This window comes from Leifsonia sp. NCR5 (assembly GCF_002105485.1).
Classification (GTDB): Bacteria; Actinomycetota; Actinomycetes; order Actinomycetales; family Microbacteriaceae; genus Leifsonia.
The window spans coordinates 1-21,904 of sequence record NZ_NCSR01000013.1 but is presented as its reverse complement, the minus strand read 5'-3'; the positions used below and the strand labels follow the sequence as shown (position 1 = coordinate 21,904).

Here is a 21,904-nt window from a genome sequence, read left to right as displayed (position 1 = left end):
TCCGGATGCGGGACCGAGCTTCAGGGGACGTACGCCGCCAGCGCCTGCAGAGCGGGCTGCGACGCGGGATCCGCGACCGCGGCCGCTCCCACGGCACACGCCGTGCTGAGGGCGTCGGCGGGGCTGAAGCCCTCGCGCAGGGCGATGGTCAGTGCCGCGCAGAACGCGTCGCCCGCTCCGACCGTGTTCACCGGCGTCGTCGCGACGGCGGGAACGGAGGCGACCGTCTCGCCGCGTTCCAGCAGGGCCGCGCCCTTCGCGCCGTACGTCACGGCGACGAGCGGGGCGTCGCGGAGCTCGGGCATCAGGGCGTACTCGGTCTCGTTGACGATGAACAGGTCGACGCGGTCGAGCACAGTGCGGGGGAGCGGCTGCGCCGGTGCGGCGTTGAGAGCCAGGTAGCCGGGGACCGTCTCGGCCAGGCGCGTCACCAGTTCCATCGAGATCTCCAGCTGGGCGAGCACCGTCTCGTCCGCCCCGAATTCGACGCCGTCGATGTCGACGAGCGCGTTGGCGCCCTCGCACACCGCTATCTGGTTCTCGCCGTCGGCGTCCACCACGATCAGCGCCGTGCCCGTCGCCTCGCTCACGGCGGCGACGTGCGCGGTGTCGACGCCCGCGTCGGTGAGCGCTGAGCGCATCCACTGGCCGTCGGCGTCGTCGCCCACCGCACCGACCATGCGCACCTGGGCGCCGAGGCGTGCGGCCGCTGCCGCCTGGTTGGCGCCTTTGCCTCCGGCGTCGCGGCGCAGGCGGCCGCCTCCGATGGTCTCGCCCGGCTCGGGAAGGCGGTCGACGATGGCCGTGAGGTCGACGTTGACGCTGCCGACGACGGTGAGTTTCTGCACGCTGAAGGTTCTCTCTGCTACGAGGACGGGCGGGGGAGGAAACGACGGAGCCGGTGTGCGGATCCGCCGGTCAGGACTGGGACGCCTGCACGATGGAGAGGTGGCCGACGCGCGTCGACACGATGCACTTGGCGAGGTAGATCGGTGTTCCGTCGAGCTCGGCGGTCTGCGTGAGGATGAGCACGGGATCGTTGGCGCCCAGGTCGAGGAGCTTGGCACGGGATGCGCCGGCCACGTTGACCGCGATCTGGCAGACGCCGGAGCCGAACACCGGCCCGACGCGCTCGATCAGCCCGGCGAGGAGGGTCGCCTTCGCCTCGGCCGCGGCTTCCAGGTGCTCGGCGATGGCTGGGCTGACATCGCTCAGATACCGTCCGGCGGGGAAGTGCTCCTGCACGATGGCGATCGGCTCGCCATCCTGCTCGATCACGCTCTCGCGGAACCAGGTGTTCGCCGCGAGGTCGAGTGCCAGCTTGTTGGAGATGAAGTCGGTGGTGGGCTGCATGGTGAACTCCACCGGCCGCACCGTGAGGGCGCGGTCGCCGTCGGAGAGCGCCTGCTCGAACGGCCGCAGCTCCTCCAGGCCGACCCTCGGGATGCTCGTGGCGACGAAGCGGCCGACGCCGCGCTTCGTGACGATCAGCCCGTCCTCTTCCAAGAGCATCAGCGCCTCGCGCACGACGGTGCGACTGACGCCGAGGGATGCGCCGAGCTCGGTCTCGCGGGGGAGGGCGGACCCGAGCGGGAAGACGTGACCGCGGATGCCCTCCGCGATGCGCGAGTACACGGCGACGCGCAGCGGTTGACCGACCGTGGCGGTGAGATCGCGTTCCAGGAACTGGTCAACGGTCATGGTCATCGCGTGCGCTCCTTCGCTCGGGGTGCCCCAATTCAACCACGAAAAAGAATTGTGTGCACATGTCGTACCAGAGAGGTATAACATCGTACCCACCGCATCCCGTGCGGTCATGAACCCCAACCCAGAACCCAGACAAAGGAGTCGCCCGTGAGTTCCCCCACGCTCGACAGCGCCGCTACGGCAGCTGCCCACCCCACGTCGCCGCCGTTGCGCGGCGGCAAGGCGGTCGCGCTCGTCGCCACCCTGATCCTCGGCGTGCTCTCGTTCCAGCTCAACGCCAGCATGATCACCCCGGCGCTGCCCGACATCGCCCGCGACCTGCACGAGGACGTCGGCGCCGTCTCGCAGGTGTCTTCGCTGTTCTTCCTCGCCGGTGCGATCGGGGGCGTCGTGCTGTCGCGGTGGAGCGACTTCATCGGCCGCAAGCAGGCCCTGCTGCTCGTGCTGGTGGTGCTGGCGGCCGGGACGCTGCTCTGCATGTTCGCGCCGAGCCTGCCCGTGCTGCTCATCGGGCGTGCTCTGCAGGGGGCGTCGAGCGCGGCGTTCCAGCTGTCGTACGTGATCCTGAGCGAACGGATGAGCGCGAAGGTGTTCGGCACGACGCTCGGGATCATCACGGCGGTCAACGGCGGCGTCGGCGGGGTGGACGGCTACTTCGGCGGTCTGCTGGCGGACACCTTCAGCTTCCGCTCGATCTTCGTGGTGATCTTCCTGGTCGGCCTCGTCGCCCTCGTCTGCGTGCTCATCGTCGTCCCGAAGACATCCAAGCCGGTCTCCGCCGGCCGGATGGACTGGTGGGGCGCCGCCGTGCTCTCGATCGCACTGATCTGCGTCACGTTCTTCGTCTCGCAGGGGTCGTCCGCCGGCTGGACCGCACCGATCACCCTGGTCTACCTGGCCGGGACGATCGCGTCGCTTGTCGCCTTCTGGTTCGTCGAGAAGACCCGAAGCACCCCGCTGATCGCCGTCGAGCACCTGCGCTCGCGGCAGGTCTGGCCCGTGATCGCCACGACCATCCTGACCCTGTCCGGCGTGTTCGCGGTGATCAACTTCACGGTGGTGCTGCTCAGCCAGGACTCGAAGGTGGGCTTCGGGCTCGACGCGGCGACCTCCGCCCTGCTCTTCCTCGCGCCGCCGGCGCTGATCGGCGTGTTCGCCGCGCCGCTGTCCGGCTGGCTGGCCGGTCGGCTGGGCTGGATCCGCATCCTGAGGATCGGGATGGTGCTCTGCATCGCCGCGCTCGTCGTCATCAGTCTCCTTCCGCAGAACCAGGGCGTCGTCATCGCGATGATCGCGCTGCTCGGCCTCACATACAACGGTCTGGTGCTCACCACGATGAACGGCCTGGGCGTGCTGCTCTCGCCGCCGGACGCGCCGGCGGCACTGCCCGGTCTGAACGGTGCGGGGTTCGGCATCGGCGCCAGCCTCGGCATCGGGATCGTCGCGCCGTTCGTCGCCCAGGGCACGCTCGCCGGCTACGGCATCGCGCTCTGGATCTCGGTCGGCATCACCGTCCTCGCCCTCATCGCTAGCCTGTTCATCGCGCCGCGAGCAGGCCAGCAGATCTGACGCACCACCCCGGCGGGGCATCCGGCCACCGGATGCCCCGCATCACGACCAGAAACACGGAGCACCACGCATGACATCCACCGCCCCTTCCCCCTCCTCCGACGCCGGGCGCCGCCCCGTCTACTTCGACTGCGACACCGGCATCGACGACTCGCTCGCCCTCGCATACCTGCTCGCGTCGCCCGAGATCGACCTCGTCGGCATCGGCACGGTCAGCGGCAACGTGAGCGCAGCGCAGGCGGCGGAGAACACGCTGCGCATCCTGGCGCTCGCCGGCCGGCACGACATCCCGGTGGCCGTCGGAGCGCACGACGCCCTGAACCGGGCGTTCAACGGCGGCGCGCCGCACGTGCACGGCGCGAACGGCATCGGCGATGTCGAGTTGCCGGAGTCCGGCCTCACGGCGATCGACGAGAACGCCGCCCAGCTGCTCCTCCGCCTCTCGCACGAGTACGCCGGCGCCCTCGAGGTGATCACGGTCGGACCGACCACCAACATCGCGCTCGCCCTGCGCATCGACCCCAGCCTGCCGTCGCGGATCGCCGAGGTGACGGCGATGGGAGGCGCAGCGTACGCCTCCGGGAACGTCACCCCGGTGGCGGAGGCCAACATCTGGAACGACCCGGAGGCGGCGGCCGAACTGCTCGCCGCTCCGTGGCCGGTGGTGCTCGTGCCGCTCGACGTCACCGTCGAGAACACGCTGGAGGAGTCGCACCGCCAGCAGCTCCTCGCCTCCGGCGTGCCGCTCGCCCGCGCGATCGGCGAGATGCTCGACTTCTATTTCGAGTTCTACGTCGAGCTCTACGGCCGCCGCAGCAGCGCCCTGCACGATCCGCTCGCCGCCGCCATCGCGGTCGGCGGCATCGTCGCCACCAACGCTCCTCTGGTGGACGTGGTGGTGGATGCGACCAGCGGTCCAGGCCGCGGCCAGACCATCTGCGACCTCCGCGGACAGCGCCTCGGCCCCGTCGACCAGCCGGGCGCGCACGTGCGCGTCGTACTCGGCACCGACCGGCAGCTGGACGCGCACCTGGTGGAACGGCTCACCGCATCCCGGGTCGGCGTCGCGGACCCGACGCTCGCCGGGTAGCGGGGAGCAGAACTCCCGCTAGACGCCGGGCGGCGATCGCAATACCCTCGCAGCAAGCGCTGAAACAGCGCGAGCGGGCAGCAGGGAGGCGCCGCGTGACGGATCATTCCCAGCAGGCGGACGGCAAGCGGCGGCGGTGGTGGCCGTTCCGCCGCCGAGCCGCGCGGCAGCAGACGCCACCGCCCGCCGATGCGGACGCAGACGCCGGGGCAGGCGCGACCGGTCAGGCCGGTGGCCGCGGGGTGCGCATCCTGCTCGGTTTCGCCAGCGCCGTGGTCGCCGCGTTCGGGATGCACGCGATCGGCAGCATCCTCGCCCCCGCCCTGCTCGCGCTCGTGCTCACGATCTGCGCGCAGCCGGTGCGGGTGTGGCTGACCAGGCACGGCACCCCGGCCGGCATCGCGACGGGTGCGGTCGCGCTGACCACCTTCGCGCTGCTGGCAGCGTTCGCCGGGCTGCTGATCTTCGCGATGGCGGACTTCGTCGGGATGCTGCCCCAGTATCAGGCGGAGCTGCAGGCGTTCGGCGCGCAGGTCGGGGCGTGGCTGAACAGCATCGGGATCGGGCCCGAGGACGTGAAAGCGGTCACCGGCGGCTTCGACCCGTCGAAGTTCCTCAACTTCTTCACCAGTCTGCTCGGCGGCGCGTTCGGGTTGCTGTCGTTCGGCGTGATCGTGCTGACCATGCTCATCCTGATGCCGGCGGACGCCGCGTACACGCCGACGCTGTTGCGGCAGCTGAAACCGACAAAGCCGAACCTCGTGTACGCGATGTCGGCGTTCGCCACGAACGTGCGGCGGTACATGGTCGTCACCACGGGGCTCGGCATCGTGCAGGGCGTCATCAACGGTCTGGCGCTGTGGCTGCTCGGCGTGCCCGCCGCGCTGCTCTGGGCGATCCTCGCGTTCCTGTGCAGCTTCATCCCGAACGTCGGCTACTTCATCGCCATCGTGCCTCCGCTGGTGTTCGGCTACCTCACCGGCGGGTGGGAGACGGTGATCGCGATCATCGTGATCTACGGGCTCATCAACGCCGTCGTGCAGTCGGTCGTGCAGCCGAAGGTGGTCGGCAACGCTGTGGCGCTGAGCCAGACGCTCACCTTCTTCTCCGTGCTGTTCTGGGCGTTGGTGCTCGGAGCGATCGGCGCGATCCTGGCAGTCCCCCTGACGCTGCTGGTCCGCGCGGTGCTCGTCGACGCCGACCCGCGCGCCCGCGTCTGGCGCGCGGCCATCGGCGACCTGAGCGAGACCCGCGCGATCATGCGCGCGGAGGCGAAGGACAGGAAGGACGCCAAGCGCGCAGGGGGCGTCCCGGATGCGGAGGAGCCGCCCGCCTGACGCGGCGCGTTGCGTCCGCTACGGCTGCGGCGCATCCGGCGAAGGGAACCGCGGCTGGTATTCGTCCCAGTTGCGCAGGTAGCGCCTGTCCGAGATCACCAGGATCACGGCCAGATAGAGCGCCCCGCCGACCAGCCCCAGCACGAGCGCGATCGTCGGCGCGACGGACAGGGCCGCCGCGATCCCGGCGACGAGGATGCCGACCAGCACGGCGTTCACCACCGAGATCAGCATCATGCTGCTCCCGGCGAAATGGCCGGGTCCAGAGCGCCGCCCGAAGATCACGTAGGTGTGCTGGCTCCCCGCGCGGTCGTCGAACGCCGACGTCATCAGGTACGGCCGGATACCGGGGTCGAGCTCCGCGTACGCCGCCCGCAGCCGGTTCATCGCGAGCACGTGGCCGAGGTCCTCGAAGCCGACGTTGAACACCCGGATCTGGGTGAGGACGCCGATGGCGAGCACGATGGCGAGGACGATCATGGCCAGGAGGGGGAACATCCCGTCGAAGTGCATCGCCTGCCCGGCGAGGGCGAGACTCACCAGCCCCGCCGAGGTGAGCGTGAGGAAGATGCTGATGCGGGTGAGCACTTCCGCCTGCGTGGTGCTGCGGGAGGCGAGCAGACTCCAGTGCTCGGTGGCGAGCAGTTGCGCTCGCACCGCTGGGGGGATCTCCTCCGCGCCATCGGGGGTGGGGGCCGCGTGGGCCGACATGCATCCATTGTGCTCCCGATCGCGCGGAACTGTCACAACGGTTCCCGCTGCCCGGTCAGAGCTGGTGAAACCATCCAGCGAAAGGAATGCCATGAAGATCGTGGTCATCGGCGGTACAGGACTCATCGGAGGGCCGCTCGTCGACCTGCTGCGGCAGGCGGGGCACGACGTGGTCGCCGCGTCGCCGTCGACGGGAGTGAACAGTGTCACCGGCGAGGGGCTCTCCGACGCGCTCGCCGGAGCGGACGTCGTCCTCGACATCCCCAACTCGCCGTCGTTCGCCGACGACGACGTGCTCGACTTCTTCCAGCGGTCCACCACCAACCTGGTCGAAGCGCAGAAGGCGGCGGGGGTCGGGCACCACATCGTGCTGTCCATCGTCGGCGCCGACCGGATGCACGACATCGGCTACATGCGAGCCAAGGTCGCGCAGGAGAACATCGTCACGGCCAGCGGTGTGCCGTACAGCATCGTGCGCGCCACCCAGTTCTTCGAGTTCATCCCGCGGCTCGCGGAAGGCGCGGCGGACGGGGACACCATCCGGCTCTCGCCCGTGATGATGCAGCCCATCGCCGCCGCCGACGTGTCCGCGGCGCTCGCCGACATCGCCACCCAGCCGCCGACCAACGGCATCGCCGAACTCGCCGGACCGGAACAGCTCCGCCTCGCCGACCTCGGCCGCCGCGTGCTCGAAGCGCGCGGCGACACCCGCACCGTGGTGGCCGACCCGGATGCGGGGTACTACGGCGGCGTGGTCAGCGACACGTCCCTGGTGCCGGGGAACGACCCGGCCATCACCGCGCTGCGGATCGGGCCGACCCGCTTCGAGGAGTGGCTGGGCGCTGCAGGGGGGAACTGAGCGTCGTGGACGGCGGTGCCCCCGCCCGCGTCTTGGCGGGCGGGGGCACCGCATCACCCCTCGATCAGAGTCACGGATCCCCCATCTGTCGATGTGGCCAGAGATGCTGCAATACCGACCAAGGCGATCCCGCCAATCGTCATGCTGAGTACCACGGTGGCCGTTATCAGCAGAGCCGGGCGTGCAGCCCGCTTTCTCCCGAGCACAATCGCTGTCCACACGATGAGGGCGATCCCGATCGGTATCGCCGCCGGCGCGACCAGCATTGCCGCGCTCGTGACCACGGCGGCGGCGAGCAGCCACCGCTCCTGGAGACCCTTGAGAGACACGGCGATGGCGCGCATCTAGACGTTCTTCAGCCAACCGCTCACAAGGTTGATGCCCCTGTAGGTCACCTGGTGCTGCTTGTTCGCAGACCAGGCCGAACCTTGGTAGAGGAACGACATTCGATGCATGACCGAGCAGGTCCCGCTACCGCCGGACACGTAGTGGTTCGCGGTTGAGTTGACGCTCCACACACCGCCCGCGCCGGAGAACCATCCTGTGCACTCGAGGTTCCGGGTGACCGTCGTGGGGGTGGCTTCAAACACGTAGCGAAGGTTGAACGTGCCCGTCGTGATCCCGAACATGCTTGCGTTGACGGGATACGTGGCGGTGTAACGGCTCGATGCGGCGCGGCTGCGTCCTCCCTCGGTGTCGGAGGCGATCGACGGCTCGGCGCCTTCGTCGAATTCGAGGACGGAGAGCGGGTCTGTAGCTGCCGCGTGGAGAAAGCGTGCCTGCTCGGACGCCGTCAGATCGTCGAATCTCTCAATTAGCGCGTCGTGAGTGGTGTCGTCGACCTTCATGCCCGAGACGAGTGCCTCGAACGCAGTGTCGCTGGCGACCGGCGTCTCGGCATTGGCTGCCGGAACTCCGCCGAGTGAGCAGAGAGCGACGGCCGCCGTTCCGATGAGGAAACGGGCCGCATTTCGATTACGGAGAGACTTCATTGGCATGGTTCCGTTCTTCTCGTCTGCATGCGCCAAAGGGTGCATGCATGTCATGTTCTGAATCTAATATTCAGAACCTGACGACGTCAAGACATCGCGCACAGCAACCTGTCACATTCGCGGCATCCCGACTGTCTTATCTACAGAGACAGGAGGACACCGTGCAGAGGATTCTTGTGGTGGGTAGCGATCATGTCCCGCTCTGACCGGCGCCCGCGCAGGCGCCCGCGCAGGCGCTCCCTCACCGACAGGGCCGCGACCGGCATCGCCACGCGGACGGCGCTCGGGCGACGGCTCACCGCGCTCGCCGCCGAGCTCCGGCAGCGGCACATCACGCTGCACTGGACGAACGTGTTCGGCGTCGTCTCGCTGGCGTGCGTGGTGGTCGTGTTCGTCAGCGGCGTCTTCCTGATGTTCTTCTACGCGCCGTCCAGCACGCAGGTCGTCTACGGCGGCGCGTACGCCCCGCTCGGTGGGGCGACCATGTCGAAGGCGATGCGGTCGACGCTCGCCATCTCGTTCGAGGTGCCGGGCGGGCTGCTGATGCGGCAGGTGCACCACTGGGCGGCGCTGCTGCTGCCCGCCGCGCTCATCCTGCAGCTGCTGGCCACGTTCTTCACCGGAGCGTTCCGCCGGCCGCGACGTCTCAGCTGGGTGCTGCTGTTCCTTCTCCTGATCCTGGCGCTGGCCGGAGGGTGGAGCGGGTACGCGCTGCCGGACGACATGCTCTCCGGCACCGGACTGCGCATCGTCGAGGGCATCGTGCTCGGGATCCCGGTGGTCGGGACGTGGGCGTCCGCTCTGCTGTTCGGCGGCGAGTTCCCCGGGCAGATCATCGAGCATCTGTACCCCGTCCACGTGCTCGTCGTCCCGGCTGCACTCGTCGGGCTGCTGGTCTGGCGCATCCGGATCGCGTACGTGGAGCGGCCGCCGCAGTTCGCCAGGGAGGGTGCGACGGAACGCGCCGTCGTCGGCGTCCCCGTGCTGCCGAACGCGGCCGTGCGCACCGGAGGGCTGTTCGCGATCGTGACCGGGCTCCTGTTCCTGGTCGCTGCGACCGTGACCGTCAGCCCGATCTGGCTGTACGGCCCGTCGTCGGGCGGCGACGCATCGGCGGGCAGCCAGCCCGACTGGTACACCGGGTTCCTCGACGGGGCGCTGCGGCTCGTGCCTCCCGGCTGGGAGTTCGTCTGGCTCGGCCGCACCTGGACGCTCGCGATCCTCGTGCCGCTGGCCGTCGTCGGGGTGTACCTCGCCGCTGTGCTGCTCTACCCGTTCGTGGAGGAGTGGACCACCGGCGACGCCCGCGAGCACCACATCCTGGATCGTCCGCGCAATACCCCGGCACGCACCGGGATCGGGGTGGCCGGGATCGTCTTCTACGGCGCGCTGTGGGGCGCTGGCAGCGCCGACCTGGTCGCGACGCACTTCCAACTCGGCATCGAGACGGTGGTGCACGTCTACCAGGCGGCGGTCGTCGTCGGCCCGCTCGTCGCGTTCGCCGTCACCCGCCGGGTCTGCCTCGCGCTGCAGAAGAAGGACGGCGAACTGCTGCTGCACGGCTTCGAGACCGGACGGATCGTGCGCCTTCCGGGCGGCGAGTACGTCGAGGTGCACCAGCAGCTCGACGAGCACGAACGCTGGAAGCTCGCGAACACCAGCGACGGCGAACCGTATCAGGCACGGCCGGACGCGCGCGGGCATCTCGGGATGGTCAGCAGGGTGCGGGCGGGCATCTCCCGGTTCTTCTTCGAAGACAGGGTCAGCCCGGTCGCTCGGAGCGCCGAGCCTCCGCAGCCGGTCACACGTGGTGACCGCGCCGCAGAGCCTGCGGGTGCAGGCGCACCCAGATCACGCTGATCAGCGCCCCGGCGAAGTCGACGGTCATGGCGGCCGTCGTCTCACCGCCGCCGCTGAGCAGCAGCCCGGCCTGACCGTTCACCGGCCGCTCCACCACCTCCAGCTCCGGCTTCCTCGCCATGCTGTGCAGCAGCAGCGAGACGGCGTCGAAGGTTCCGTTCACCATCCGCAGCGTTGGATTCTCCTCGTCGCCGGAATCGACCACGACGGCCACATCCGGGGCGAGCATCGACTCCAGCCGGTCGGCGTCGCCGGACACGGCCGCCAGCCGCAGCTCGCGGACGGCGCGGTGGTGCAGGGGGCGGGGGAGGAACGCGGAGATGTTCATACCCTTAAGACCGCCGGGGCGTGCGGAATGTGACCACCGATCCCGCAATACATCGAGCGACGGATGCCCCGGCGACCACCGGATGACGCGGCGGTACACAGCCGATCCGTAGCGTCGGAGCATGCTCTCCGTCACGACAGCTTCACCGTCCGGCGCCGTCGCCGCGGCCGTCCCGTTCGCCACGCTCACCGTCGACCACGACGCCATCGCCCACAACGTCGGCGTGCTGCGCGCGGTCGCCGGGGTGCCCGTGCTCGCCGTCGTGAAGGCGGACGGCTTCGGGCTCGGGATGGCGACCGTCGCGCGCACCGCGTTGCGCGCGGGAGCGTCCGCGCTCGGCGTCGCGACGGTCGACGAGGCGCTGCAGCTGCGCTCGGCCGGGATCTCCGCGCGCCTGCTCGCCTGGCTCGCCGACCCGCTCACCGACCTCGCCTCCGCGATCCGGCTGGGGGTCGAGCTGGGGGTGCCGAGCGAGCGGATGCTCGACGCCGTCGCCGCGCACGCGAGGGCCACCGGCGTCACGGCGCGCGTGCACCTCGAAGTCGACACCGGACTGTCGCGGGGCGGTGCGGAGCCGGCGGACTGGGCGAGTCTGTGCGGGGCGGCGGCAGAGCTGGAACGGTTCGGCACGGTGCGGGTGGTGGGGGTGTGGTCGCACCTCGCCAGGGCGAACGAACCGCATCCATCGGCCACGGCCGTCGCCATCGACGCCTTCCGCGAGGCCGTGGAGGTGGCCGTCGTCGCCGGTCTCACCCCCGACGTGCTGCACCTGGCCAGCTCGGGGGCGGCGCTCGCGCATCCCGCGACCCGGTTCTCGCTGGTGCGCTGCGGGCAGGCGCTGTTCGGCGTGCAGCCGGTGGACGGGCGCGTGTACGACCTGCGGCCGGTCGTCCGGCTGACCTCCCGCATCGTGCAGCTGCGGAGAGTGCCGCCCGGCACGCCCGTCTCGTACGGCGGCGAATACCGCACGCCGGCGGAGACGGTGCTGGCGCTCGTGCCGCTCGGGTACGCCGACGGCATCCCGCGCGCGGCGGGCGACCGGGCGGAAGTGAGCATCCTGGGTCGACGCTGCCGGGTGGTCGGCCGGGTGTCGATGGACCAGCTGATCGTGGATGCGTCCCCGGTGGGCGCCGAGGTGCGCGAGGGCGAGGAGGTGGTCGTGCTCGGCGACCCGGAGGCGGGGGAGCCCGTGCTGGCCGAGTGGGGGCAGTGGGCCGGCACCATCCCGCAGGAGGTCATGACCGGCTTCGGCGGGCGCATTCACCGGGTGCACCGTGGGGCGGCGCGCGTTGCTTAGGGCGCACACGACGATCGCGGTGCTGTACGGCGGCGCCAACTCCGAGCACGAGGTGTCTGTGCGGTCGGCCAGGGATGCGGTGGCGGCGCTGCGCGGGCTGGGGTTCGTGGTGCGGCCGGTCGGCATCGACCGCGCCGGGGTGTGGCACGCCGCGGAGGTGGATGCGCTGGGCGCGGTGGCCGCGCCGGGGCAGGGGCGGCAGGTGGGCCAGCCGCAGCCCGGGCAGCCGCGGCAGCCGCGCGGCGTCCGCCCCGAGCTGTGGCGCGGCGTCGACCTCGTCTTCCCGCTGCTGCACGGCCGCTACGGAGAGGACGGGACCGTGCAGGGGGCGATCGAGCTCGCCGGGCTGCCGTACGTCGGGTCCGGCGTGCTGGCCAGCGCGCTCGCGATGGACAAGGCCATGACCTGGCGGGTCGCGTCCGCCGCCGGGGTGCCGATGGTCGAGACGCGCGTGGTCGACGCGGTGCGGACGCTACCGGATGCGGTGCGCGGCCTGCCGTTGCCGCTGTTCGTGAAGCCGAACAGGGCAGGGTCGAGCGTCGGCGCATCCCTCGTCTCCGAGCTGGATGCTCTCGCCCCCGCCGTGCGGACTGCGCTCGCCCACGACACGCTCGCGCTGGTGCAGCCCGCCGTGCGCGCGGACGAGGTGAGCATCGGCGTCTACCGGACGCCGGGCGGCGCGACCCGCACCACCGGCCCGTCGCGGGTGACGGTCGCCGGCGACGGCGCGTTCTTCGACTACGACGGCAAGTACAGCGGACGCGGCCCGGCCATCGAGGTACCCGGCCGCGTCGATGCTGCGCTCATCCCGCGCCTGCAGCAGCTCGCCGTGGATGCGTTCCAGGCGATCGGCGCAGACGGTCTCGCCCGCCTCGACTTCTTCGTGCAGCAGGACGGCACGGTGCTGCTCAACGAGGTCAACACGATGCCGGGGCTCACCGCGCGCTCGCACTTCCCGCGGCTCTGTGCGGAGGCGGGGCTGAGCTACCCGGATCTGCTCGGCACGCTGGTGGAGCGGGCGGTCGAGCTCGGGCCCCGCTGACGGCACCCGCCGATCACCCCCGCTGACGGCCCGGCCGGACCACAATGGGGACATGCAGCAACGCATCGGCTGGCTGACGACCGGCGACGGCGCCAGGATGGCGTTCGCCACGGTCGGCGACGGCCGCCCGCTGCTCTACGTCTCCGGCTGGCTCAGCCACCTCGAACGCGGCTGGGAGCTGCCGGAGGAGCGCGCCTTCTACGAAGGACTGGCCGATGGCTGCACGCTCGTCCGCTACGACCGGCCGGGCACCGGGCTGTCTGCGCCGTCCGGACGCCCGCCCTCGCTCCAGCAGGAGCTCGCCCAGCTGGATGCGCTCGCCGCCACCCTCGGACCGCAGCCGTTCGACTTGATGGGCGCCTCGATGGGCGCGCCCGTCGCGGCGGCCTGGGCGGCCGCGCATCCGGAGTCCGTGCGGCGGCTCGTGCTCTACGGCGGCTGGGTGACCGGTGCCGCCATCGCGACCCCGGAGGTGCGTGACAGCGTGCTCGGGCTGGTCGAGTCGCACTGGGGGCTCGGCTCCGACGTGCTCACCGACATCTTCGCTCCGGATGCGCCTGCCGGTTCCCGTGCGGCGTTCGCGCGCTACCAGCGGGCGTCGTCGACCGCATCCACGGCCCGGTCGTTGCTCGAACTGAGCTACGCGCTCGACATCGGCGACGTGATCGGGCGGGTGCAGGCGCCCACCCTGGTGGTGCACAGGGAGCACGACAGGGCGGCGCCCGTCGCGCAGGCGGTGGCGCTCGCCGACGGCATCCCGGGCGCGCAGCTCGTGGTACTTCCCGGCAGGTCGCACCTGCCGTGGGCGGGGGACACGCACGCGCTCGTGGCGACGATCCGCCGATTCATCGGCCTACGCGCATCCCGCACGGCGGCAGGACGGCTGACGGCCAGGCAGGACGAGGTGGCGGCGCTGGTCAGCGCCGGACGCACCAACCGCGAGATCGCAGCCAGCCTCGGCATCGACGAACGCTCGGCGGAAGGCCATGTCGAGCGCATCCGGGTGCGCCTCGGCTTCCGGTCGCGTGCCCAGATCGCCGCGTGGTACGCCGCCCGCCACGAGCAGGCAGGGCCCGGCGAACTGAGGTAGTTCCACGCCTGACCGCGGGGCAGCGGCGGCGCACGCTGGAGCCATGACAGACAGCGATACGACAGCACCGGCACCGGCCCCTGCACCGGCCGACTTCCACCTGCACCCGGGACGCGGCCGGTTCAACGCCGCGTTCTTCCACGCGATGGGCCCGACCCTGGAACGCAGCCTCCGGCACCAGAAGCAGCGCGTCTTCGCCGACCTTCCTCCCGTGGTGGTCGAACTCGGCACCGGCGTCGGCGCCAACCTCGGCTACCTCCCGCCCGGCGCGACCCTCATCGCCATCGAACCCAACCGCTACATGCACCCGGCGCTGCGGGATGCGGCCAGTCGCTACGACGTGCGCCTCGACCTGCGCGAACGCACGGCGGAACAGACCGGCCTCCCCGACGACAGCGCGGACACCGTCATCTCGTCCCTCGTGCTCTGCACCGTTCACGACCCGGCGGCCGTGCTCGCGGAGGTCAGGCGCATCCTGCGACCGGGCGGCACCTTCCGTTTCGTGGAGCACGTGGCGGCGGACGACGGCACACCCACCCGGGCTGCCCAGCGGCTGTTCCGCCGGCCGTGGGCGTGGACGTTCGAAGGATGCTCGTGCGAGCGCGACCTCGAACACGCGGTGCGTGCGGCCGGCTTCGGAAGCGTGGAGGTGGAGCGCTACCGGGTGCACACGCCGCTGCTGCCGTTCAACACGCAGATCGCGGGGGTGGCGGTGGGCTAGGTGGAGGCCTAACCCGCCCGCCCCGCCTGACGCAGCATCCGGAACCAGTCTGTGCGTTCCAGCATCGCGAGCACCGCTGGCGCGAACCCCGTCAGGACGAGGGTGATGTCGCGGCCGGTGAGTTCGCGGTCGAGGTCGCGGAGGCCTTCGATCACCGTCACGGACACGTCTTGCATCACCGAGCAGTCGACGGTGACGCGGCGGGTGCCCGGGGAGGCGTCGACGGCTTCGAGCACCGCCTGCTCCGTCGCCAGCATGCTCGCCGTGTACAGCGGCGCGAGCAGGGTGACGACAAGCTCGCCGCCAGCGTCGCCACCACCCACCACCCGGATGCGCGGCTTGTTCAGCGCGGACAGCAGCAGGATCAGGGTCAGCACCACTCCCACCAGCACTGCCTGCAGGAGCCCGGCGGTCAGTCCGACCGCCATCGTCACGATCGCGACGGCGAAGTCGCGGCGGCTGATCCGCCAGAGGCGGCGGAGGGAGGAGATGTCGATCAGCCCGAACACCGCGACGAAGACCAGGGCGGCGAGCGTGGCCTGGGGGAGGAGGCTCACCACCGGTCCGAGCCACAGCCCGACCAGCACGGCCAGCCCCGCCGTGACCAGGCCGCTCAGCTGGGAGCGGGCGCCCGCATCCCGGTTGACCGCGCTCTGCGAGAAGCCCCCGGCTGCCGGGAGGGTCTGGAAGATACCGCCGACCAGGTTGGCCGCTGCGTCCGCGAGGAGTTCCTGGTTGTTGTCGATCGTCCGGTCGCCGGTGCCGCGGAGGCCGCGGGCGACCGCCGTCGTCTCGAGGAAGGCCATCACCGCGATGGCGAACGCGCCGGGCAGGAGGGCGACGATGTGCTCGAACGAGGGGAGGGCCGGCAGCGGGAAACCGCCGGGCACCGGGGCGATGCGGTCGACGCCGGCCTCCGGCAGCCCCGCGAACGCGCTGAGCAGGATGCCCGCCGCCACCACGATCAGCGGGCCGGGCACGCGCGGGGCGAAGCGCTTGAGCAGGAACAGCACGGCGACGGAGCCGACGGACAGCAGCACCGTGGCGAGGTTGGCGTGCGGCACGGCCTCCACCACGGCGACGAACGAGCGGATGAAGCCGCTGCCCGTCGTCGTCTGGGAGACCCCGAGCAGCTTGGGCAGCTGGCCGAGCGCCACCGTCGCACCAACGCCCACCTGGATGCCGAGCAGCGTCGGCTTGTTGATGATCTCCACGAGCGAGCCCAGCCGGAGCAGCCGGGCGACGGCGAGGATCGCGCCGACCAGCAGCGTCAGCGTGACCAGGTCGCGCGGGATGTCGTCCGAGCCGGAGACGACCCCGGCCGACACGAACGTGGTGGCGGTGAGCGTGGCGATCGTGGAGGTGGTCGACACGCTCATCGCCCGGGAGCCGCCGAGCAACGCGTAGACGATCATCGGAACGATGCAGGTGTACAGCCCGGCCTGCACGGGGAGGTTCGCGATGGTGGCGTACGCCATCGCCTGCGGCACGACCACCGCTCCCGCCGAGAGGCCGGCGAGCACGTCGCGGCCGATCCACGACCGGTGGTAGCCGGACAGGGTCGGCAGCAGCCAGGGATTCCGCGGGGGTCTCTGCGTGCCGTTCTGCGTCGTCATGGCGACCGGCTAGAAGCTTCCGATGCCTTTGCCGATCACCGAGACGCCGATGACGAGCAGCAGGACGGCCATCACGGTCGCGTTGTTGTGGACCAGCCAGCCGCGTAGTGCGTCGAGTGGGCCGCGCATCCGGTCGGCGGCCACGAGGTATGCGATGACGGGAGCGGCGACCGAGATGACGGCGATCACCGTGAAGACCGCGATGGCGAGGATCTCCGATCCCACGGACAGACCGGCGGAACCGATGACGATGCCCGCGCTCGCCGCGAGCAGCAGGTTCTTGGGGTTGACGGCGGCGAGGACGAAGCCGAGCAGGAGACCGCGGGCGGTGGTCATCGAGTCGATGGCGCTCATCCACTTCGGCAGGGCAGGCTCCTCTCCGTGCTTCGGCCGCGACCGCCACTGCCGCACCGCCAGCAGGAGCAGCAGGATGCCGAGGATGAGCTGGATGGTCCCGGCGATCGGCTTCGACGCATCCGGGTCGTTCTCCGGCAGCACGGCGGCGAGCAGGGTGAAGACGGTGACGGCGACGATCACGCCGACGAGCCAGCCGAGGAGGAAGCCGACGCCCGTGCTCCTCGCCCGCGGCGACAGCAGCATGAGGATCGCCGCGATGATCGGGATGGGGCTGATGGCGACACCGATCGCCAGCGGGAGGATCGCTCCGATCACTTGAGGCATGGTGGTCTCCTTCGTCTCTCAGGCTCCGGCACGGCTGGTGCTCTCCGGCGGTCGGGGGTCGGTCAGCCGGGCGAGCGCATCCCGGTTCGTGTCGTAGACGGTGACGCCGTCGAGCAGGCCGAGGCGCTGCATCCGGTCGCGGAGGCCGGGGCGCATCCTGCTCAGTCCGAGGTCGACGTGCCGGTCGGTCAGCCACTCGTGCACGCTGCGAAAGCCCTCTGCGCCGGTCACGTCCACGTCCGTGACCGCCTCCAGGTCGAGCACGACGTGCCGGACGCCGTCCGCGGAGGTCACCGCGCGCTGCACCGCCTGCCCGAAGGTGACGCTGTTCGCGAAGAACAGCGGGGCTGCGAGCCGCACGACCACGACGCCCGGCGCTGTCGGCTCGCCGGGCTGCGCGGTGTCGAGGAGGGAGCTCTGCGGGTCCCCGTCGGCTGCGAGCGTGTCGATCGCCGGGTTCGCCGCCCGCCGCGTCACGTTGACGACGGCGAGCACGAAGGCCACGACGATTCCGGCGATGGATCCGACGAACAGCGTCACCAGGAAGCACACGGCGCCGATGGCGAACTCGAACCTGTCCTGGCGCCACAGGGCGGCGAAGTCGGCGATCCCGAGCAGCGGCACCACGGCGACGGCGACGATCGCGCCGATGGCGGGCGACGGGATGTGCTCGAGCAGCGCCGTGCCGAAGATCAGCAGCGCGAGCGTGCCGATCGCGGTGACGATGGTCGGCAGCTGCGTCCGCGATCCCGCCTGGTCCATCGCGGCCGTGCGGGAGGTGGACGACCCGACCGAGAAGCCGCCGGACACCCCGGCCGCGAGGTTGGCGGCGCCGAAGGCGAGCAGCTCCCGGTCCGGCTTCGTCGGATACCCGCGCTTCTCCCCGTATGAGCGGGAGACCAGCAGCCCTTCGCCCATCGACACCATCGTCAGCGCGATGGCCGACGGGATGATGGCCAGCCACATCGACCAGTCGATCACCGGCCAGGTCAGTCTCGGCGGCCCGGCCTCGACGGCGCCGAGCACAGAGACGCCCGCCTTCTCCGCTCCGCTCACAACCACCACGATGGTCGCCACCACGAGCACCACCAGCGCCCACGGCACCGCGCGCGCCAGCACCCGACCGACCAGCAGGATGATCAGCGCGCCCACCGAGATGAGCAGGGACCACACGCTGAGGTGGCCGAGGCCGGTGACCAGGCCGGCCAGTTTGTCGGTGAACTCGCCGCCGGAGTCGATCTTGACCCCGAGCATCTTGGCGACCTGCGACACCAGGATGTCGAGGGCCAGGCCGCCGACGAAGCCGATCAGGATGGGCTTGGACAGGAAGTTCGCGAGGAACCCGAGCTTGAAGAACGAGCAGAGCAGGAACAGGACGCCGCAGATCAGCGCCTGGGCGAGCGCGAGCGTGATGTAGTCGGCGCTGCCCGCGACGGCGAGACCGCCGAGCGACGATGCGACGAGGGCAGCGGCAGCCGCATCCGGAGACGCCACCAGCTGGCGGGACGAGACAAGCAGCGCCCACACGATCCCTGGGAGCACCAGCGCGTACAGGCCGGCCGTCGGCGGCAGGCCGGCGATCTGCGCGTACCCGATGTTCAACGGGACGGCGATGGCCAGCAGGGTGACGCCCGACACGATCTCGCGCACCGCATTCCGGCCGGTGAGGCCGGCGAGCGGGCGTGCTGACATGTCGATCCCCTCCGATTGCCTCGGAACCGCGACTGTGAGGGAAGGCTAGTCAGTGCCGGGGCCCGCGTCTAGGGGGACACGTGGGCCCTAGACGAGACGGAGCGTCGCGGGTTACGTTCAAGTCGGAATCGTCTGAACGACAGCGCCGGATGCGCATTTCCCGACGCCGAGGGCGCACACGGTCGTGCGCCGCCTGTGTGGTGATGGGGTACGCAGAGACGTGGGGAACCGGCTGTGACGCGAGAATTCCAAGGCAAGATCGAACTCGATGTGCGGGACTCGGAGGCGGACTGGGAAGCCTTCCTCCCGTCGAAAGCCCCGAAGGGGGCGCCGAACGTCCTCCTCGTGCTGTTCGACGACACGGGCCAGGCGGCGTGGTCGCCGTACGGCGGGCGCATCCAGATGCCGACGATGGACAGGCTGGCGGCCGGGGGGCTCACGTACAGCCAGTGGCACACGACCGCCCTGTGCTCTCCCACGCGGTCGACGCTGCTGACCGGCCGCAACCACCACGCCAACGGGTTCGCGACCATCTCGGAGTCGAGCACGGGGTTCCCCGGGTACAACTCGCACATCCCGCCGAGCAATGCCACGATGGCGAACGTGCTGCGGGACGCCGGCTGGGCCACGTTCTGGGTCGGCAAGAACCACAACGTGCCGATCGACGAGTGGACGGCGGGGGCGTCGAAGAAGAACTGGCCGCTCGCGCAAGGCTTCGACCGTTTCTACGGTTTCGTCGGCGGCGAGACGAACAACTGGTTCCCGTCGCTGGCGGAGGACAACCACTACATCGACCAGCCGTACCTCCCCGAGCAGGGATATCACCTGTCCAAGGACCTGGCGGACCAGGCGCTGAGGATGCTGCGGGATGTGAAGCAGACCGAGCCGGACAAGCCCTGGTATCTGTGGTTCTGCCCGGGAGCCAACCACGCGCCGCACCACGCCCCTCAGGAGTACATCGACAAGTACAAGGGCGCGTTCGACGACGGCTACGAGGCATACCGTGAGTGGGTGCTGCCCCGGATGATCGAGCGCGGGCTGCTGCCGGAGGGCACGGAGCTGACCGCCATCAACCCGATGCCGCCAGGAACGTTCTCCCAGACAGACGAGGTGCGTCCGTGGGCGGAGCTCACCGACGAGGAGAAGGCGATGTTCTCCCGGATGGCCGAGGTCTTCGCCGGGTTCTCCGAGTACACGGACGCCCAGGTCGGCCGCATCGTCGACTACCTGGAGGAGTCGGGCCAGCTCGACAACACGCTCATCATCTACTGCGCGGACAACGGCGCATCCGGTGAGGGCAGCCCCAACGGCTCCGTGAACGAAGGCAAGGTCTTCGGAGGGTACCCGGACGACGAGAAGCAGAACCTGACGATGGTGGACGAGCTCGGCTCGCCGAACACGTACAACCACTACCCGACGGGATGGGCGGTCGCGTTCTCCACCCCGTACCGGATGTTCAAGCGGTACACGTACCAGGGCGGCGTCTGCGACCCGCTGGTGATCCACTGGCCGGCGGGCATCCGGAGTGCGGGGGAGGTGCGCAACCAGTACCACCACTCCACCGACATCGTCGCGACCATCCTGGATGTCTGCGGCGTGGAGATGCCGGACACGTATGCCGGCGTGGAGCAGCGCCCGCTGGACGGCGTTCCGATGACATACACCTTCAACGCCGAGCCGGACGGGCCGACCACGAAGGAGACGCAGTACTACGAGATGCTCGGCAGCCGGGGCATCTGGCACAACGGCTGGAAGGCCGTCGCCGAGCACGGGCCGGTGAGCGGCATGAGCGGTTTCGCGAACGACACCTGGCAGCTCTTCCACACCGATGTCGACCGGTCGGAGGCGCACGACCTCGCCGCAGACGACCCGGCCAGGCTGGAGGAGCTGAAGGCGCTCTGGATGGAGGAGGCGAAGCGCAACCTCGTGCTGCCGCTGAACGATCTGCAGATCATCGGCAACCCGAAAGACTACGAGACGTTCCTCGGCATGGAGTTCAAGGTGCCCGTGCCGCCGAGCGGCCAGTACACCTACTACCCGGGCACGTCCGAGGTCCCCGAACGGTCGGCGGCGAACACCCACGGCGTCTCGTACAAGGTGCTCGCCGAGCTCGACCTGACGGCCGACAGCCAGGGCGTCGTCTTCGCGCACGGCTCCCGGTTCGGCGGCCACGCCCTGTTCATCAAGGACGGGCAGGTGAACTACGTGTACAACTTCCTCGGCATCCCGCCGGAAGACGTCATCTCGGCACCTGTCCCCGGCCCGGGCAAGCACATCATCGGCGTGGAGTTCACGAAGGAGAGGATGGGCGAATACCGGGAAGGCATCGGCCCGCTGTCGCTCTACATCGACGACCAGAAGGTCGGCGAGAAAGAGATCCGCACGGTCCTCGGCCACTTCTCGCTCTGCGGAGAGGGCCTCTGCATCGGCTACGACAGCGGGGACGCGGTGTCCAGCCAGTACACCGGCTCCCGGTTCGAGTTCGAGGGAGGCACCATCGACAAGGTGGTGTTCGACATCGCCGACGACGCATACGTGGATGTGGAGGCGCACTTCGCGGCGGCGATGGCCCGCGACTGAGTACCCTTCAAGGGTGAGTGCACCCCTGACCAGCCAGGTTCCGGTCCCCGCCGGTTCGTTCAGCATGGGCTCCGCCGAGTTCTACCCGGACGAGCAGCCCGTGCACGTCCGGACGGTGGATGCGTTCCTCATCGACGCGCATCCGGTGACGAACGAGCAGTTCGCCGCGTTCGTCTCCGCCACCGGGTACGTCACGGTGGCGGAGCGTCCGCTCGACCCTGCCGACTTCCCTGGCGCTGACCCAGCGGACCTCGTGCCTGGCGGGATGGTGTTCACGCCCACCGCAGGGCCCGTGGACCTGCGCGACTGGCGGCAGTGGTGGCGCTGGGGAGCGGGCGCGTACTGGCGCTTCCCGTTCGGCCCGGAGTCGTTCGACGCTCTCGCGGAGCGCCCGACGCATCCGGTGGTCCAGGTGGGCTTCGAGGACGCGTCCGCCTACGCATCCTGGGCCGGCCGCCGCCTGCCGACCGAGGTCGAGTTCGAGTACGCCGCCCGCGGCGGCCTCGACGGCGCCCGCTTCGCCTGGGGCGACGACGAGCGCCAGGACGGCACGCTGATGGTCAACCGCTGGCAGGGCAGCTTCCCATACCGCAACACGGGAGCGGCCGGCTACGAGGGAACCACCCCCGTCCAGACGTTCCCCGCCAACGGCTACGGCCTCTACGACGTGACGGGCAACGTCTGGGAGTGGACCACCGACTACTACTCCCCCCGCCACGTGCCCCCGGATGC

The 21,904-nt window shown here is 70.3% G+C and carries 20 protein-coding genes; 11 read left to right on the top strand and 9 right to left on the bottom strand.

Translation table 11 applies throughout. The features are described from left to right. Positions 1 to 20 precede the first annotated feature (20 nt). Positions 21 to 848, bottom strand: a complete 828-nt coding sequence (locus B7438_RS12085) for a PfkB family carbohydrate kinase (RefSeq protein WP_085369850.1) — start codon at positions 846 to 848, stop codon at positions 21 to 23. A 70-nt stretch (positions 849 to 918) separates the two neighbouring features. Next, positions 919 to 1,707, bottom strand: a complete 789-nt coding sequence (locus tag B7438_RS12080) for a GntR family transcriptional regulator (RefSeq protein ID WP_256922002.1) — start codon at positions 1,705 to 1,707, stop codon at positions 919 to 921. A gap of 147 nt (positions 1,708 to 1,854) precedes the next feature. Between B7438_RS12080 and B7438_RS12075 the strand changes: the two genes are divergently transcribed. From B7438_RS12075 to B7438_RS12065, 3 genes are all read left to right on the top strand, one after another. Then, positions 1,855 to 3,276: an MFS transporter gene (locus tag B7438_RS12075; protein WP_085369849.1), complete on the top strand. Its 1,422-nt coding sequence runs from the start codon at positions 1,855 to 1,857 to the stop codon at positions 3,274 to 3,276. 70 nt (positions 3,277 to 3,346) lie between these two features. Then, the gene (locus B7438_RS12070; RefSeq protein ID WP_085369848.1) at positions 3,347 to 4,366 is read left to right on the top strand and encodes a nucleoside hydrolase; all 1,020 of its coding nucleotides are present in this window, start codon (positions 3,347 to 3,349) and stop codon (positions 4,364 to 4,366) included. A 95-nt stretch (positions 4,367 to 4,461) separates the two neighbouring features. Further along, positions 4,462 to 5,703 (top strand): AI-2E family transporter, encoded by a 1,242-nt coding sequence (locus tag B7438_RS12065; protein WP_085369847.1) that lies wholly within the window; start codon positions 4,462 to 4,464, stop codon positions 5,701 to 5,703. An 18-nt stretch (positions 5,704 to 5,721) separates the two neighbouring features. On the opposite strand, the gene B7438_RS12060 is transcribed toward B7438_RS12065, so the two are convergent. After that, positions 5,722 to 6,414 carry a hypothetical protein gene (locus B7438_RS12060; protein WP_085369846.1) on the bottom strand — a complete coding sequence of 231 codons (693 nt, stop codon included), beginning with the start codon at positions 6,412 to 6,414 and terminating at the stop codon, positions 5,722 to 5,724. Between the two features lie 91 nt (positions 6,415 to 6,505). On the opposite strand from B7438_RS12060, the gene B7438_RS12055 reads away from it, so the two are divergent. Beyond that, positions 6,506 to 7,273, top strand: coding sequence for an SDR family oxidoreductase (locus B7438_RS12055; protein ID WP_085369845.1), 768 nt, complete (start codon positions 6,506 to 6,508; stop codon positions 7,271 to 7,273). A 53-nt stretch (positions 7,274 to 7,326) separates the two neighbouring features. On the opposite strand, the gene B7438_RS12050 is transcribed toward B7438_RS12055, so the two are convergent. After that, positions 7,327 to 7,617: a hypothetical protein gene (locus B7438_RS12050; protein WP_085369844.1), complete on the bottom strand. Its 291-nt coding sequence runs from the start codon at positions 7,615 to 7,617 to the stop codon at positions 7,327 to 7,329. Next, entirely contained in the window at positions 7,618 to 8,319 is a 702-nt protein-coding gene (locus B7438_RS12045) for a hypothetical protein (RefSeq protein WP_143465857.1), read from the bottom strand. 138 nt (positions 8,320 to 8,457) lie between these two features. Here B7438_RS12045 and B7438_RS12040 point away from each other — a divergent pair, with 138 nt between their 5' ends. Continuing rightward, entirely contained in the window at positions 8,458 to 10,125 is a 1,668-nt protein-coding gene (locus B7438_RS12040) for a cytochrome bc complex cytochrome b subunit (RefSeq protein ID WP_085369842.1), read from the top strand. Here the strand turns inward: B7438_RS12040 and B7438_RS12035 are convergent. Continuing rightward, positions 10,067 to 10,453 (bottom strand): hypothetical protein, encoded by a 387-nt coding sequence (locus B7438_RS12035; protein ID WP_085369841.1) that lies wholly within the window; start codon positions 10,451 to 10,453, stop codon positions 10,067 to 10,069. The two genes, B7438_RS12040 and B7438_RS12035, sit on opposite strands and share 59 nt — an antisense overlap. 121 nt (positions 10,454 to 10,574) lie before the next feature. On the opposite strand from B7438_RS12035, the gene alr reads away from it, so the two are divergent. The 4 genes from alr to B7438_RS12015 are packed head-to-tail and all read left to right on the top strand — an operon-like array spanning position 10,575 to position 14,603. Continuing rightward, positions 10,575 to 11,750, top strand: a complete 1,176-nt coding sequence (gene alr / locus B7438_RS12030) for an alanine racemase (RefSeq protein WP_085369840.1) — start codon at positions 10,575 to 10,577, stop codon at positions 11,748 to 11,750. Further along, on the top strand, positions 11,743 to 12,792 hold the full coding sequence (locus tag B7438_RS12025; protein ID WP_179150801.1) for a D-alanine--D-alanine ligase family protein: 1,050 nt from the start codon (positions 11,743 to 11,745) through the stop codon (positions 12,790 to 12,792). Before alr ends, B7438_RS12025 begins: the two co-directional genes overlap by 8 nt. A gap of 52 nt (positions 12,793 to 12,844) precedes the next feature. After that, positions 12,845 to 13,882, top strand: coding sequence for an alpha/beta fold hydrolase (locus B7438_RS12020; protein WP_085369838.1), 1,038 nt, complete (start codon positions 12,845 to 12,847; stop codon positions 13,880 to 13,882). Positions 13,883 to 13,925: 43 nt separating this feature from the next. Then, positions 13,926 to 14,603, top strand: coding sequence for a class I SAM-dependent methyltransferase (locus B7438_RS12015; RefSeq protein WP_085369837.1), 678 nt, complete (start codon positions 13,926 to 13,928; stop codon positions 14,601 to 14,603). An 8-nt stretch (positions 14,604 to 14,611) separates the two neighbouring features. Here B7438_RS12015 and B7438_RS12010 read toward each other — a convergent pair whose 3' ends face one another. The 3 genes from B7438_RS12010 to B7438_RS12000 are packed head-to-tail and all read right to left on the bottom strand — an operon-like array spanning position 14,612 to position 18,592. Then, a complete protein-coding gene (locus tag B7438_RS12010; protein WP_085369836.1) occupies positions 14,612 to 16,219 on the bottom strand; it encodes a SulP family inorganic anion transporter in 1,608 nt (535 codons plus the stop codon). Between the two features lie 9 nt (positions 16,220 to 16,228). Next, positions 16,229 to 16,900 (bottom strand): GAP family protein, encoded by a 672-nt coding sequence (locus B7438_RS12005; protein WP_085369835.1) that lies wholly within the window; start codon positions 16,898 to 16,900, stop codon positions 16,229 to 16,231. Positions 16,901 to 16,918: 18 nt separating this feature from the next. Next, positions 16,919 to 18,592 (bottom strand): SulP family inorganic anion transporter, encoded by a 1,674-nt coding sequence (locus B7438_RS12000; RefSeq protein ID WP_085369834.1) that lies wholly within the window; start codon positions 18,590 to 18,592, stop codon positions 16,919 to 16,921. Between the two features lie 234 nt (positions 18,593 to 18,826). Here B7438_RS12000 and B7438_RS11995 point away from each other — a divergent pair, with 234 nt between their 5' ends. Next, positions 18,827 to 21,172, top strand: coding sequence for an arylsulfatase (locus B7438_RS11995; protein WP_085369833.1), 2,346 nt, complete (start codon positions 18,827 to 18,829; stop codon positions 21,170 to 21,172). A 64-nt stretch (positions 21,173 to 21,236) separates the two neighbouring features. Beyond that, positions 21,237 to 21,904: SUMF1/EgtB/PvdO family nonheme iron enzyme (locus B7438_RS11990; RefSeq protein WP_256922013.1), on the top strand; the 668-nt coding region annotated here is incomplete at its 3' end.

What these genes read in the sequence shown, in the direction of transcription:
- B7438_RS12080 (WP_256922002.1), bottom strand. Translation starts at nt 1,707, where the DNA reads ATGACCATGACCGTTGACCAGTTCCTGGAACGCGATCTCACCGCCACG.
- B7438_RS12070 (WP_085369848.1), top strand. Translation starts at nt 3,347, where the DNA reads ATGACATCCACCGCCCCTTCCCCCTCCTCCGACGCCGGGCGCCGCCCC.
- B7438_RS12060 (WP_085369846.1), bottom strand. Translation starts at nt 6,414, where the DNA reads ATGTCGGCCCACGCGGCCCCCACCCCCGATGGCGCGGAGGAGATCCCC.
- B7438_RS12055 (WP_085369845.1), top strand. Translation starts at nt 6,506, where the DNA reads ATGAAGATCGTGGTCATCGGCGGTACAGGACTCATCGGAGGGCCGCTC.
- B7438_RS12050 (WP_085369844.1), bottom strand. Translation starts at nt 7,617, where the DNA reads ATGCGCGCCATCGCCGTGTCTCTCAAGGGTCTCCAGGAGCGGTGGCTG.
- B7438_RS12045 (WP_143465857.1), bottom strand. Translation starts at nt 8,319, where the DNA reads ATGACATGCATGCACCCTTTGGCGCATGCAGACGAGAAGAACGGAACC.
- B7438_RS12040 (WP_085369842.1), top strand. Translation starts at nt 8,458, where the DNA reads ATGTCCCGCTCTGACCGGCGCCCGCGCAGGCGCCCGCGCAGGCGCTCC.
- B7438_RS12035 (WP_085369841.1), bottom strand. Translation starts at nt 10,453, where the DNA reads ATGAACATCTCCGCGTTCCTCCCCCGCCCCCTGCACCACCGCGCCGTC.
- alr (WP_085369840.1), top strand. Translation starts at nt 10,575, where the DNA reads ATGCTCTCCGTCACGACAGCTTCACCGTCCGGCGCCGTCGCCGCGGCC.
- B7438_RS12020 (WP_085369838.1), top strand. Translation starts at nt 12,845, where the DNA reads ATGCAGCAACGCATCGGCTGGCTGACGACCGGCGACGGCGCCAGGATG.
- B7438_RS12015 (WP_085369837.1), top strand. Translation starts at nt 13,926, where the DNA reads ATGACAGACAGCGATACGACAGCACCGGCACCGGCCCCTGCACCGGCC.
- B7438_RS12010 (WP_085369836.1), bottom strand. Translation starts at nt 16,219, where the DNA reads ATGACGACGCAGAACGGCACGCAGAGACCCCCGCGGAATCCCTGGCTG.
- B7438_RS12005 (WP_085369835.1), bottom strand. Translation starts at nt 16,900, where the DNA reads ATGCCTCAAGTGATCGGAGCGATCCTCCCGCTGGCGATCGGTGTCGCC.
- B7438_RS12000 (WP_085369834.1), bottom strand. Translation starts at nt 18,592, where the DNA reads ATGTCAGCACGCCCGCTCGCCGGCCTCACCGGCCGGAATGCGGTGCGC.